Origin of the sequence: Halomonas alimentaria (genome assembly GCF_009902005.1) — a bacterium.
Taxonomy (GTDB): domain Bacteria; phylum Pseudomonadota; class Gammaproteobacteria; order Pseudomonadales; family Halomonadaceae; genus Halomonas; species Halomonas alimentaria.
Map to the genome: position 1 here is coordinate 1,689,734 of NZ_WUTT01000001.1, position 13,305 is coordinate 1,703,038.

At 63.9% G+C, this 13,305-nt stretch carries 10 protein-coding genes; 1 reads left to right on the forward strand and 9 read right to left on the reverse strand.

What is annotated here, in order from left to right; all coding sequences use genetic code 11:
* Nucleotides 1-154: 154 nt before the first annotated feature.
* From GRB96_RS07970 to GRB96_RS08010, 9 genes are all read right to left on the reverse strand, one after another.
* Nucleotides 155-1,534: an L-serine ammonia-lyase gene (locus tag GRB96_RS07970; protein ID WP_161431650.1), complete on the reverse strand. Its 1,380-nt coding sequence runs from the start codon at nt 1,532-1,534 to the stop codon at nt 155-157.
* 48 nt (nt 1,535-1,582) lie between these two features.
* Complete coding sequence (purU, locus tag GRB96_RS07975) at nt 1,583-2,449, reverse strand: formyltetrahydrofolate deformylase (RefSeq protein WP_161431651.1); 867 nt, start codon at nt 2,447-2,449, stop codon at nt 1,583-1,585.
* A gap of 62 nt (nt 2,450-2,511) precedes the next feature.
* Nucleotides 2,512-3,162: a sarcosine oxidase subunit gamma gene (locus tag GRB96_RS07980; protein ID WP_161431652.1), complete on the reverse strand. Its 651-nt coding sequence runs from the start codon at nt 3,160-3,162 to the stop codon at nt 2,512-2,514.
* Nucleotides 3,155-6,193, reverse strand: a complete 3,039-nt coding sequence (locus GRB96_RS07985; protein WP_161431653.1) for a sarcosine oxidase subunit alpha family protein — start codon at nt 6,191-6,193, stop codon at nt 3,155-3,157. The genes GRB96_RS07980 and GRB96_RS07985 overlap by 8 nt, the downstream gene beginning before the upstream one ends.
* Nucleotides 6,190-6,564: a sarcosine oxidase subunit delta gene (locus tag GRB96_RS07990; protein WP_161431654.1), complete on the reverse strand. Its 375-nt coding sequence runs from the start codon at nt 6,562-6,564 to the stop codon at nt 6,190-6,192. The genes GRB96_RS07985 and GRB96_RS07990 overlap by 4 nt, the downstream gene beginning before the upstream one ends.
* An 11-nt stretch (nt 6,565-6,575) precedes the next feature.
* On the reverse strand, nt 6,576-7,826 hold the full coding sequence (locus GRB96_RS07995) for a sarcosine oxidase subunit beta family protein (protein ID WP_161431655.1): 1,251 nt from the start codon (nt 7,824-7,826) through the stop codon (nt 6,576-6,578).
* A gap of 50 nt (nt 7,827-7,876) precedes the next feature.
* Nucleotides 7,877-9,178, reverse strand: coding sequence for a serine hydroxymethyltransferase (gene glyA / locus GRB96_RS08000; RefSeq protein WP_161431656.1), 1,302 nt, complete (start codon nt 9,176-9,178; stop codon nt 7,877-7,879).
* Nucleotides 9,179-9,472: 294 nt separating this feature from the next.
* On the reverse strand, nt 9,473-10,510 hold the full coding sequence (locus tag GRB96_RS08005; RefSeq protein ID WP_161431657.1) for a GlxA family transcriptional regulator: 1,038 nt from the start codon (nt 10,508-10,510) through the stop codon (nt 9,473-9,475).
* Between the two features lie 181 nt (nt 10,511-10,691).
* Nucleotides 10,692-12,152, reverse strand: a complete 1,461-nt coding sequence (locus GRB96_RS08010) for a sodium:solute symporter family protein (protein ID WP_161431658.1) — start codon at nt 12,150-12,152, stop codon at nt 10,692-10,694.
* A 261-nt stretch (nt 12,153-12,413) separates the two neighbouring features.
* Between GRB96_RS08010 and GRB96_RS08015 the strand changes: the two genes are divergently transcribed.
* Nucleotides 12,414-13,304, forward strand: coding sequence for a LysR family transcriptional regulator (locus tag GRB96_RS08015; protein WP_161431659.1), 891 nt, complete (start codon nt 12,414-12,416; stop codon nt 13,302-13,304).
* Nucleotide 13,305 lies beyond the last annotated feature (1 nt).

The window sequence follows — 13,305 nt, forward strand, 5'->3', positions numbered from 1 at the left end:
GTAAGTACTATAAATATAGTCTATCCTGATACCTGAATTCCGCACCATTGCTGGAGGTGGTCGAGCAGCGTCAGCTCTTGATCGACGCACCGACAAGCCAGATTAATTATGCGAACTTGAGAATCGCCACACTAGGATATTGGTGGAGGGATGCTCAACACTCGATCCCGCTGACGGCAAGGCCACCCTTAGAAGTCTCCTTGTACTTCTCCTGCATGTCGGCGCCGGTGTCGCGCATGGTGCGGATCACCTTGTCCAGCGATATGAAGTGCTGGCCATCGCCGCGCAGGGCCATCTGGGCGGCGTTGATCGCCTTCACCGAGGCGATGGCGTTGCGCTCGATGCACGGCACCTGGACGAGGCCGCCTACCGGGTCGCAGGTCAGGCCCAGGTTGTGCTCCAGGCCGATCTCGGCGGCGTTCTCCACCTGATCGATACTGCCGCCCATCACCTCGGTGAGACCGGCGGCGGCCATGGCGCAGGCGGAGCCCACCTCGCCCTGGCAGCCCACCTCGGCGCCGGAGATGGAGGCGTTCTTCTTGCACAGGATGCCCACGGCACCGGCGGCGAGCAGGAAGTCCACCACGTCGCGCTCGCTGGCGCCCTTGCGGAACTGCATGTAGTAGTGCAGTACCGCCGGAATGATGCCGGCCGCGCCGTTGGTGGGGGCGGTGACCATGCGCCCGCCGGCGGCGTTCTCCTCGTTGACCGCCAGGGCGTAGAGGTTGACCCAGTCCATGGCCGACATGGTGGTAGCGATCAGCGAGTCGTCGTCGCTGCTGTCCAGCAGGCGCTGGTGCAGCGAGCGGGCGCGACGGCGGACATTGAGCCCGCCGGGCAGCACGCCCTCCGCTTCCAGCCCCTTCTCCACGCAGGCCTTCATGGCCTGCCAGATCTCGCACAGCCCGGCGCGGATCTCGTCCTCGCTGCGCCACGCCTTCTCGTTCTCGAGCATCAGCTCGCCGATGCGCAGGCCGCTCTCGCGGCACATGCGCAGCAGCTCGTCGCCGGTCTGGAAGTCGTAGGGAATCTCGGTGTGGTCGGTGTCCAGCACCCCCTCGGCGGCCTGGGCCTCGTCGATGACGAAGCCGCCACCCACCGAGTAGTAGGTGTTGCGGTAGAGCTCGCCGGCGTCGCCGTGGGCTATCAGGCGCATGGCGTTGGGGTGGCGCGGCAGGCTCTCCTCGAGCAGGCGCATGTCCCGCTGCCAGTCGAAGGCGACATCATGGCGGCTAGCCAGATGCAGGTTACCCGAGGACTTCAGGGCCTCGATACGCGGCGCGATGACGTCGGGGTCGATGCGGTCGGGGCGCTCGCCCATCAGCCCCATGATCACCGCACGGTCGGTGCCATGGCCGATGCCGGTGGCGGAGAGCGAGCCATAGAGCTCGACCTCGAGACGCGTGACGTGCTCGGTCAGCTCCCTGGCCTCGAGCTCGGAGACGAAGTTGCAGGCGGCCTGCATCGGACCCACGGTGTGGGAACTGGACGGCCCGACGCCGACCTTGAACAGATCGAAGACGCTGATTGGCATGATGCTATGACCTTGTTGTTGGATTCATCGAGAGGCGCCTGACGGTGCCTATCGATCGAAGACTACGGTGCGTTTAGCGTGCAGGAAGACACGGCGCTCCACGTGCAGGGCCACCGCTCGGGCCAGGGTGAGGCACTCGACGTCACGCCCCTTGGCCACCAGGTCCTCCGGGTAGTCGGCGTGGCTCACCGGCTCCACGCCCTGGGTGATGATCGGCCCCTCGTCCAGGTCATCGTTGATGTAGTGGGCAGTGGCGCCGACCAGCTTGACGCCCTTCTCGTAGGCCTGGTGGTAGGGCCTGGCACCCTTGAAGCCGGGCAGCAGGGAGTGGTGGATATTGATGGCGCGGCCGCTGAGCTTCTCGCACATGTCGCTGGAGAGCACCTGCATATAGCGGGCCAGGATCACCAGCTCGGCGCCGCTCTCCTGAACCACCTGCCACACCTGCGCCTCCTGCTCGGGCTTGGTCTCGGGGGTGATCGGAAAGTGGTGATAGGGAATGCCGTGCCACTCCGCCAGGTCGGCCAGGTCCGGGTGGTTGGAGACGATGGCGCGTATCTCGATGGGCAGCTGGCCGATGCGATAGCGGTAAAGCAGGTCATTCAGGCAGTGATCCGCCTTGGAGACCATGATCACCACCGGCATGCGCGTGCCGGGGGCGGTGAGTTCGAAGCTCATCTCGAACTCGGCGGCGCGGGCGGCGAACTCGGCCTGGAAGGCCTCGGCATCGAAGCCTTCAGCCTCCGGCTTGAACTCCGTGCGGATAAAGAAGCGCCCGCTCAGCCGGTCGTCGAAGGAGTGCTGCTCGGTGATGTAGCAGCGGCTCTCCTTGAGGAAACGCGTCACCACGTCCACGGTGCCCAGCCGGCTCGGGCACTGGGCCGCCAGGATCCAGCGATTGTTGTTGTCTTTCATCTCATCTCTCCCGAAAGGGGCCGGCAGATGCCGGCCCTCTCTCTTCTAACAAGCAACAGCTGTTACTCTTCCACGCCGATGGCGTACTCGGCACCGGCATCCAGGATCCAGCGATAGACGTAGTCGGCGAAGCTTCTGCGCAGTACCAGCTCCCAGCGCTCCTCGGTCGGCCGACGCAGGATCAGGTTGGCCTTGGCGAACACCGTGGTCACTCCCTTGCCCACCGGGAAGGCCTCCGGGTGAACGTCATAGGGTGTCGACTTCATCAGGAGCTCCCGTGCCTTCTCGCCCGAGAGCTCGACCAGGGTCTGGCCGCCACTGACATCGACGATGGCATAGTGGGCATCGCCCAGGGCGTCGCGCAGCCGCTGCTCGACGTCGAGCTCCTCGCCACCGGGCACGATCACCAGCCACTCATCCGGCGACAGCCACTGAACGCTGCGCTCGCCGCTGGCATCCAGAGCCAGCCCCAGGGGCTGGCCGGGCAGGCTGATGCCCAGCACCTTGCGCACGGCTTCGTCGAGGACGATGGCACCACCACGCAGGATCAGATGGCCCAGGAAGGCCTGCTCCTTGAACAGGACCCGGCTGCCGGATGTCGCGGCGGGCACACTGCCCGTGTTGAACGCCACGGACAGCGGTGACTCCATGGGAATCGAGGTGTCCGGATGGGTGTTGAAGGTCGCAACCTTGCCGTAAGTGATATCAGACATGCTGACGCTCTCCCTTGGGATCGATGAATACGGGGCTGACGACCTCGACCTCATGGGCCTGACCGCCCGGCATCGGCACATAGAGCTTCTCGCCCATGCGGTCGCGGCCGCCCTTGATCACTGCCAGGGCAAAGCCGCTCTCCAGGTTCGGGCTGTAATAGCTCGAGGTCACGTGACCCAGCATGTCCATGGGGATGGGCTGGTCCTTGTCGACGACGATATGGGCGCCCTCTTCCAGCACCACCTTCGGGTCGACGGGCTTGAGCCCCACGAACTGCTTGCGGTCCTTGCGCGCCGTATCCGGACGCGTCAGGGCGCGCTTGCCGATCCAGGAGAACGGCTTGTCGTAGCCGATCGCCCAGAACATGCCCAGGTCCTCGGGGGTCACCGAGCCGTCGGTATCCTGACCGGCGATGATCAGCCCCTTCTCGGCACGCAGCACGTGCATGGTCTCGGTGCCGTAGGGCGTCAGGTCATACTTCTTGCCGTGCTCGAACAGGGTCTTCCAGACGTGCATGGCGTAGTTGGCCTGGACGTTGATCTCGTAGGCCAGCTCCCCGGTGAAGGAGATGCGGAACACCCGCGCCGGGACATCGGCCACCTTGCCGTTGCGCCAGTCCATAAACTTGAACTGCTCCTTGTCGAGATCGATATCGGTGATCTCGGACAGCAGCTTGCGCGCATCCGGGCCGGTCACGGTCATGGTCGCCCAGTGGTCGGTGACCGAGGTGAAGTACACCTGCAGCTCCGGCCACTCGGTCTGGTGCCACAGCTCCAGCCACTCCATCACGCCGGCGGCGCCGCCGGTGGTGGTGGTCATCAGGAAGTGGTTCTCGCCCAGGCAGCTGGTGGTGCCGTCGTCCATCAGCATGCCGTCGTCCTTGCACATCAAGCCGTAACGCACCCGGCCCGGCGCCAGCTTGGCCCACTTGTTGGTGTAGACGCGACCGAGGAACTCCCGGGCGTCCGGTCCCTGGATATCGATCTTGCCCAGGGTGGAGGCATCGAGGATGCCGACGCCGGTACGCACCGCCAGGCTCTCGCGGGCCACCGCCTCGTCCATGGTCTCCAGCTTGCCGTTGACCTTGCGCGGGAAGTACCAGGGACGCTTCCACTGGCCGACATCCTCGAACTCGGCGCCGTTCTCGACATGCCACTGGTGCAGCGCGGTGTAGCGCTCAGGGTCGAACAGCTCGCGGCAGTGGCGTCCGACGATGGCGCCGAAGGTGACTGGCGTATAGTTGGGCCGGAACACCGTGGTGCCCACCTCGGGAATCGACTTGCCGAGACAGCGCGCGGCGATGGCCATGCCGTTGATGTTGCCGAGCTTGCCCTGGTCGGTGCCGAAGCCCATGGCGGTGTAGCGCTTGACGTGCTCGATGGACTCGAAGCCCTCGCGAGTGGCCAGTTCGATGGCCGCCGCGGTGACGTCGTTCTGCATGTCGACGAACTGCTTGGGCGCACGCAGGGTCGGCTTCTCGTGGGGCACCTGATAGAGGGCACAGGCCTGGCCTTCGCGGATGGCATCGGCCCGGGGCGGCTCGATGGCACTGGCGGACTTGCCCAGCGCGGCAAGGGCCTCGCTCGCCTTGGCCGCTCCATCGGCCAGGCCTCCGGCCAGGTCATGCACGCCACGCGCGCTGCCGGCGGCGTGCACCCCCTTCACCAGGCTGGGCACGAAACCGAGGATCTCATCGTCCCAGGTGGGTCGTGCACCGGTGTGAGAGGCCAGGTGGATCACCGGGCTGTAGCCGCCGGAGCTGGCGATGGTGTCGCACTCCAGGAGCTCGGCCTGACCGGTGACCTTGAAGGCCGCGGCATCGATGGTCGCCACACGGGCGCCGCTGACGCGCTTGTCGCCCTTGGCCTCGAGCACCGCCGCGCCTTCGATGATGCGAATGCCGCGGGCGCGAGCCTGCTCGACCAGCTCGCCATCCGGGTTGCGGCGCGCATCGACGATGGCCACCACCTCGCGGCCGGCCTCATCCCAGTCCAGGGCGGCGCGGTAGGCGTGGTCGTTGCTGACGGAGAGCACCAGCTTGTTGCCCGGCACCACCCCGTAGCGGCGGATATAGGTGGAGACCGCACCTGCCACCAGATTGCCCGGCACATCATTGTTGCCATAGACCAACGGACGCTCATGGGCGCCGGTGGCGAGCAGCACCTGGCCGGCACGCACGCGGTGCATGCGCGAGCGAGTAGGACGGACGCCGTCAATGGTGGGCGCCGTTTCGCCGAGGTGCTCGGTGCGCCGCTCGTGCAGGGTCACGAAGTGATGGTCATGGTAGCCATTGGCCGTGGTGCGCGGCAGCAGGGTGACATTGTCGTTCTCGGCCAGCTCGCCGATCACCTGCTCGGCCCACTGGGCGGCAGGCCGATCGTCGAGCAGCTCGCGGCTGTCAAGCAGCGAGCCCCCCATCTCCTCCTGCTCATCGCACAGGATCACTCGGGCACCGGCCCGGGCGGCGGTCAGCGCGGCGACCAGACCAGTGGGGCCGGCGCCGACTACCAACAGGTCGCAATGCTGGTTGAGGTGGTCGTAGCTATCGGGGTCGTTTTCCATCGGGCTGCGACCCAGACCCGCTCCCTTGCGGATGTACTTCTCGTAGGTCATCCACATGGAGGCTGGAGCCATGAAGGTCTTGTAGTAGAAACCCGGCGGCATGAAGCGCCCGCCCAGCTTGCCGACCAGGCTCATGACATCACGCTGCACGTTCGGCCAGCCGTTGGTGCTCTGCGCCGTGAGGCCCTCGAACAGCGCCTGCTGGGTGGCGCGCACGTTGGGCACCTGGGCCGCCTCGGTGCTGCCCAGCTGGACCAGCGCATTGGGCTCCTCGGCGCCGGCAGCGACGATGCCCCGGGGCCGCGAGTACTTGAAGCTGCGGTTGACGAGATCCACCCCGTTGGCCAGCAGTGCCGAGGCCAGGGTGTCACCGGCATGGCCCTGATAGCGCTTGCCGTTGAAGGTGAAGCTCAGGGTGCGGGCGCGATCGATGCGTCCACCCTGGCGAAGACGATTAACCTGACTCATGCCTTGACTCCTTCCTGACCTGCGACCACTCCCGCCTCGTCGGCGACGTTCACGGCAGCCCCCTGCTCGGCGGACTTGCCCTCGGGATGCTCGGCGCTGAAGCGGGGCTGCTCACCCATTCGGTAGGTCTCGAGGATCTCGTAGCTCGCCGAATTGCGTGTAATGTTGAAGAACTTGCGGCAGCCGATCGCGTGCACCCACAGCTCATGGTGGATACCCCGCGGGTTGTCGCGGAAGAACAGGTAAGCACCCCACTGCTCATCGGTGCAGGACTCGGGGTCCTCGGGACGGGCGATATGCGCCTGGCCCTTGGGGTGGAACTCCTCTTCATCGCGGTATTCGTCGCAATAAGGGCAATGGATATAGAACATCGTATTTCTCCTTAGTGCGCGACGCCGGCGGCGCCATGTTCATCGATCAGGGCGCCGGTGTTGAAGCGGTCGATGGAGAACGGCGCAGCGATGGGGTGCATCTCGCCCTTGGCGAGGCTCGCCGCGAACACATGCCCGGAGCCGGGTGTCGCCTTGAAGCCACCGGTGCCCCAGCCGCAGTTGAAGAACAGCCCCTTGACCTTGGTCTTGGAGAGGATCGGACAGGCATCCGCACAGGTGTCGACGATGCCGCCCCACTGACGGTTCATGCGCACCCGCGAGAAGATCGGGAACATCTCGACGATGGCCTGCAGGGTGTGCTCCACGGTGGAGTAGCTGCCGCGCTGGCCGTAGCCCAGGTAACCGTCGATACCGGCGCCGATGACCAGGTCACCCTTGTCGGTCTGGCTGATATAGCCATGCACGTGGTTGGACATCACCACGGTATCGAGCACCGGCTTGAGCGGCTCGGAGACCAGCGCCTGCAGCGGATGCGACTCCAGCGGTAGCGTGAGGCCAGCCATCTTGGCCACCACGCCGGAGTTGCCCGCTGTGACACAGCCGATGGTCTTGGATTCGATATCGCCGCGATTGGTATGCACGCCATACACCTGGCCATCGCGAATCTTGAAGCCGGTGACCTCGGTATTCTGCAGGATATCCACCCCCAGGGCGTCCGCCGCCCGGGCGTAGCCCCAGGCCACCGCATCGTGGCGCGCGACGCCGGCACTCTTCTGCCAGGAGGCCCCAAGGATCGGATAGCGGGCACGCTTGGAGGTGTCGATGACCGGCACGATCTCCTTGATCTGGTCGGGGTAGATCACCTCACTGTCGACACCGTTCAGCCGGTTGGCATGCACTCGACGCTGGATGTCACGCATGTCCTGCAGGGTGTGCCCCAGGTTCATAACGCCACGCTGGGAGAACATCACATTGTAGTTGAGGTCCTGGGACAGCCCCTTCCACAGATCCAGCGAGTGGTCATAGAGGCGTGCCGCCTCGTCCCACAGATAGTTGGAGCGCACGATGGTGGTGTTGCGCGCGGTATTGCCGCCCCCCAGCCAGCCCTTCTCCAGCACAGCCACGTTGGTGATGCCGTGGTTCTTGGCCAGGTAGTAGGCGGTGGCCAGGCCGTGGCCGCCGCCGCCGACGACGATGACGTCGTACTGTTTCTTGGGACTCGGGTTGCGCCACTGGCGCTGCCAGTTCTCATGGTGGCTGAGCGCATGCTTCGCCAGCCCGAAGCCTGAATAGCGTTGCATCTTGTTCCTCCTCGGCCGGCCCCGCCTGGCGGGGCCGATCCTTTGCGGGTTCAGGCGGTAGCGGTTTCGCGTACCGCAGCCGGGGTGGCATCGCCGTAGACCGGATGGCGCTCGCAGAGGGCGGCGACCTTCTCGCGCACCTCGGCCTCTACGGCGTCGGTATTGCCCTGCTCGGCCAGCACATCGAGGATGTCGCAGATCCAGCCCGCCAGGTCGCCGCACTCGCTCTCGTCGAAGCCGCGGGTGGTGACCGCCGGGGTGCCGATACGCAGCCCGGAGGTGACGAAGGGGCTCTGCGGGTCGTTGGGCACGGCGTTCTTGTTGACGGTGATATGGGCGCGACCGAGCGCCGCATCGGCGTCCTTGCCGGTGACCCCCTGCTTGATCAGCGAGACCAGGAAGAGATGGTCGTCGGTGCCGCCGGAGACGACGTCATAGCCACGCTCCAGGAAGACATCGGCCATGGCGCGGGCGTTATCGATGACGCACCGCTGGTACTGCACGAACTCCTGGCTCATGGCCTCCTTGAAGGCCACCGCCTTGGCGGCGATGACGTGCATCAACGGGCCGCCCTGCTGACCGGGGAAGACCGCACCGTTGAGCTTCTTGTAGAGATCGGCATCGCCGGTGGCGGAGAGGATCAGGCCGCCGCGTGGGCCACGCAGGGTCTTGTGGGTGGTGGTGGTAACCACATGGGCGTGGGGCAGCGGGCTCGGGTAGTGGCCGGCGGCGACCAGGCCTGCCACATGGGCCATGTCGACCATCAGCCAGGCGCCTACCTCGTCGGCGATGGTGCGGAAGCGGCGCCAGTCGACGACGCGGGCATAGGCAGAGAAACCGGCGATGATCATCTTCGGCTTGTGGCTCTTCGCCAGACGCTCGACCTCGGCATAGTCGATCTCGCCGGTCTCCGGGTTCAGGCCGTACTGCACGGCATGGTAGTGCTTGCCGGAGAAGTTCGGCGCCGCCCCGTGAGTCAGGTGGCCACCGTGGGCCAGGCTCATGCCCAGCACGGTATCGCCGGGCTTGACCAGGGCCATGAAGGCCGCGGCGTTGGCCTGGGCGCCGGAGTGGGGCTGGACGTTGGCGTAGTCGGCACCGAACAGGTCGCAGGCGCGGTCGATGGCCAGCTGCTCCACCACGTCGACGTGCTCGCAGCCGCCGTAGTAACGCTTGCCCGGGTAGCCTTCGGCATACTTGTTGGTGAGCTGGGTGCCCTGGGCCTCCATCACCGCACGGCTGGCGTAGTTCTCGGAGGCGATCAGCTCGACGTGGGCCTCCTGGCGGGCCACTTCGTCGGCGATGGCGGCGGCGATCTGGGAATCGTAGCTGGTGAGAGAGGCGTGATTCATGAGTTTCTCCTGTTGTTGTCGCTCATTGTTCGTTTTTCAAACCCCATGACCGGAATCTATCGGCACTCTCGTCGTGGGGAAAATTTGAAATCCTTATGCGGGGATAACCGTCGCGCAGGGCGTCCGGCATATGCATCGATTAAAGACGACGGAGAGGGGAAGGGATTGAACAGATGCGACAGGATTCCTGAACGCCAGGAATCGTGCTTGCCGCTCGGCGAGCGGGGAACGCCGGACGGTGACGCGCTAACGGCAAGCATGAAGACACGCGCACCTTGAGGTGTTGCCGAGGGCTCAGAGGGTAGGCCGGCCGTCGATATGCAGGAAGAAGGGGTCGACCTGGTCGCTGCCAGGCTCTCCGGCACGCTTGCGCATCTCCGACGGGGTCATGTCGAAGGCGCTGCGGAACTGGCGTGAGAAGTGGGCCGTGTCGGCGAAACCGCAGCGCTCGCCGATCTCGGTAATGCTCTTGCCGGTGTAGTGCAGCAGCCAGAGGCCATAGCGCAGGCGCAGGTCGCGGGAAAACTTGAGCGGGCTGACACCAAGGCTCTCGCGGAAGCGACGCTCCAGATTGCGGCGCGAGGTACCGATCCGCTCGGCCAACGCCTCCATCGAGATGGCCTCACCCATATGCTGCTCGATCACCGCGATGGCACGGCGCACCAGACGGTCCTCGATCTTGCCGAATACCACCGGCTGGGGCTGGGGATGGGTGCCCGCCCGGGCCTCGTCGAGCAACATGATGTTAAGGCTCTTCATGGCCCACGCCTTGCCCAGGTGGCGCTCGACCAGATACGCCGCCAGGTCGGCCGCCGCCGCGCCCCCGGCACAGGTGAGCCGGTCGCCATCGTCGATGAACAGCCGATCGGCCACCGGCTGGATGGCGGGGAAGCGCTGGATCATGTCGCGATGGTGGTACCAGCTGACGCAGCAGCGTCGCCCCTTCATCAACCCCGCCTGGATAAGGGCGAAGAGGCCGGTGCATAGCCCTACCAGTGGCACGCCCGCTTCGGCCGCCTGGCGCAGATAGGCCAGGGCGGTGGAGTCCGTACGTTCGCCATCATCCTGCACGCCACCGATCACCACGAGGTAGTCGAACTCGGCAGGGTCCCGGAAACGCTCGCAGGGCGAGATAGCAGCGCCGGCGCTGGAGAGGACCGCCTCGCCGACGCTGGTCATGAATGTCCAGTGGCAACGCACCTGACGCGAACGGTCTCCCTCGTCGGCGGCCAGGCGCAGGCAGTCGACGAAGGCGGCGAATGGCATCAACGTGAAGCGATGCAGCAGGACGAAGCCGACCGAGAGGGGTTCGTCCTCCAAGTGTGTGCTCATTAACTTTGTCCGGATCTGGGTGGCGAAACAAGCCGTCAGGATGATCAAGGCCCAGGCTCTACTCTACCCCGCCAGATCCTGAGGCAACCATCCAGTCGGCCCGTCCCGCATCTACACCTACACCACAAACAGCGGCGCCCGCAGACTCTGCGGGCGCCGCCATGGTATCGAACAAACGGGCTTAGGAGTGCACCGCCGAGCCATTGAACCGGGAACGGGGCGTCACCAGCGATACCCCCACATAGCAGATCGAGGATACCACACAGCCTGTCAGCGGCCCGATCAACCAGCCCACATCGGCGAACAGCATCATGTAGCCGCTGGTGCCGAAGCCAGCCAGCATGGCAACCAGGGCGCCCCAGGCGCTACCCTGCCAGAAGGTGGAGATAAATACCGGACCGATCATACTGGCCAGCAGGGTGCCGGTGCCGAGGATGCCCAGCCAGGAGAGCATGAAGGGCGGCGCGTAGAGCATCATCAACAAGGCGACGATACCCAGGACCACGACGGCCAGACGATTGACCCACAGCACCAGCCGCTGGCTATGGAGAAGGTTGCTGAACAGGGCAAGCCGCAGATCATGGGAAGTCGCCGAGGCCACGGTATGCAGCAGCGAGTTCGCAGTGGACTTCATGGCGAACAGGATAAACAGGGTGATAAAGCCCTGAAGTGCCGGATGCATGAAGTGTTCGAGATAGGCCGGCATGGCATTGTCAGGGTCGGCCAGGTCCGGCATCTGTGCCCGCATATAGAGGCCGACAAGCGGCACCAGGCTCAACAGGGCCCCCAGGATCGCCACATAGACGCCCGCCTTGTGCAGCTTGACGTCCGGCTTGAAGGCCAGGAAGCGTATTGCCATGAACGGCAGGACCGCGGCGAACAAGAAGGCATAGGGCAGCACCAGGAACACCGTCGCCGTGCTGTCGCCATAATGGGCCCCGGTGGTAGGATTCAGAAGCTCAGGATCGATGGCATTGAGTGACGCCTCCCAGCTGCCCAGATCTATAGACGTGAAGATCTGCACCATGATGATGACAGCGGCGACCGACATGCCACAAACCATCACGGTATCGGTCCAGGCCACCGCGGCGAGGCCGCCCAGCATGGTGTAGAGGATGATGACGCCGACCATCAGCAGGGCACTCTGGTTCAGATCGATACCCAGCCAGCTGGCTCCCAGCAGGCCGACGGCCTTGATCTGGCTGGTCAGGAATACCAGCAGCAGCAGGATGGTGATTAGTGCCGCGACCCCCTGTACGAGCCGGCCCATATTGCCGCCGCCATGAATCTGGGCGATATACTCAGGGATAGTGTTGCTGCCCATGTCGATGGCCTTGCGCTGCAAGAAACTCGCAAAATACAGCACGGCAATCATCATCGCCGGGGCGAAGAAGAAATTGCCCAGCACCTCGATGGCGCCGAACTGGTAAGTCACGCCCGGTGAACCCATGAACCCCCAGCCGCTGAAGCCGGTGGCGACGATGGTACTGGCGCCGACGAAGGCACCCAGGGAACGTCCAGCGACGAGAAAGCCGCCTTCATCGCCTTTCTTCATCATCCTGGATGAGAGGAAGCCCAGGTAGATCATCAGGCCGAAGGTGAGGAACAGAAGCCCCCAGTTGAATAGCTTGTAGGAATCCATGATTACTGCCTCGCTGACCCATTATTGGACTTTCTTTTCAGCTCTCTTCGTAGATAGGCGGCGCCGGCATGTACCAGCATATAAATCGTCAGTATCAGGAAGGTGGTCAACACCCAGGAATCCATATGCTTATACCTCTTGTTATTGGTTTGGCAACAGTGTTGTGATGTTTTCTTTTTGCACCTTCAAGGTATTTTCCTAGCCCGGCAGGCGCCAATTTGTATACTCAATACACACATCAGTCATCGAAATGGGCCAATAATGACTAATATACCCACCGATCTGCTGAGGACCTTCGTCACCATCAAGGATCTCGGTGGATTTACCAGTGCTGGCGATCTGCTGGGTCGTTCACAGCCAGCTATCAGCTTGCAAGTCAAGAAGCTGGAGGAGATCCTTGGCACCAAGATATTCCTTAGGGGCTCCAGCCTGGAACTTACCGAGGATGGAGAGTATCTCTACAAGGCAGCCAGGCAGATACTGGAGATAAACGATCGGGTCATCGCCAAGGTGAGGGGCGACAATATCTCGGGCAAGGTTCGCCTTGGCATTCCCAACGACTTCGAATTGGCTTTTTTGCCCAAAGCGCTACGAAAACTGTCCCGCATCTACCCCAACATCATCGTTGAGGTCGACTGCGAGATCAGCAAGGTGATCCTTCAGCGTTACCAGAAAGGGCACTATGATATTGCCATGGCCATGGAGCGCGAGAAGGAGCATGAGGATCGAGATTCCCGCGACTATCGCCTGGAAAACCTCGAGTGGGTATTCAGGGAAGACCATATGGACAGCGGAGCCGATAGCCCGCTCCCTCTGATTGCGTACCCACAGGGGTGTGTCTATCGATCGATCATGGAAGAGGCCCTGCAACGCCAGGCGCATCCCTATCGCTTCATGTATACCAGCACTAGCCTGCTGGGCATCTTCTCTGCCGTGGAGGAGGGGCTTGGCATCACCGCAATGGCCAGTTCTGTCACCCCAAGCCACCTCAAGCATGCCGAAAGCTCAGACGCGCTCCCTGACCTGGAGCGCGTCTGTATTGGCCTTTACTACAAGGTGTCCGAATTGAACGTGGCATCTCGCCACGTCCTCGACTTCTTGCGTGCCGGACTGGCCAATATTTCTTCTCCTCCGACCTATGGGGGGCTATGAA

Bases quoted from the DNA above. Each gene is read 5' to 3' on its own strand.
- GRB96_RS08015 (WP_161431659.1), top strand. From the start codon at position 12,414: ATGACTAATATACCCACCGATCTGCTGAGGACCTTCGTCACCATCAAG.
- glyA (WP_161431656.1), bottom strand. From the start codon at position 9,178: ATGAATCACGCCTCTCTCACCAGCTACGATTCCCAGATCGCCGCCGCC.
- GRB96_RS07995 (WP_161431655.1), bottom strand. From the start codon at position 7,826: ATGCAACGCTATTCAGGCTTCGGGCTGGCGAAGCATGCGCTCAGCCAC.
- GRB96_RS07990 (WP_161431654.1), bottom strand. From the start codon at position 6,564: ATGTTCTATATCCATTGCCCTTATTGCGACGAATACCGCGATGAAGAG.
- purU (WP_161431651.1), bottom strand. From the start codon at position 2,449: ATGAAAGACAACAACAATCGCTGGATCCTGGCGGCCCAGTGCCCGAGC.
- GRB96_RS08005 (WP_161431657.1), bottom strand. From the start codon at position 10,510: ATGAGCACACACTTGGAGGACGAACCCCTCTCGGTCGGCTTCGTCCTG.
- GRB96_RS08010 (WP_161431658.1), bottom strand. From the start codon at position 12,152: ATGGATTCCTACAAGCTATTCAACTGGGGGCTTCTGTTCCTCACCTTC.
- GRB96_RS07980 (WP_161431652.1), bottom strand. From the start codon at position 3,162: ATGTCTGATATCACTTACGGCAAGGTTGCGACCTTCAACACCCATCCG.
- GRB96_RS07970 (WP_161431650.1), bottom strand. From the start codon at position 1,534: ATGCCAATCAGCGTCTTCGATCTGTTCAAGGTCGGCGTCGGGCCGTCC.
- GRB96_RS07985 (WP_161431653.1), bottom strand. From the start codon at position 6,193: ATGAGTCAGGTTAATCGTCTTCGCCAGGGTGGACGCATCGATCGCGCC.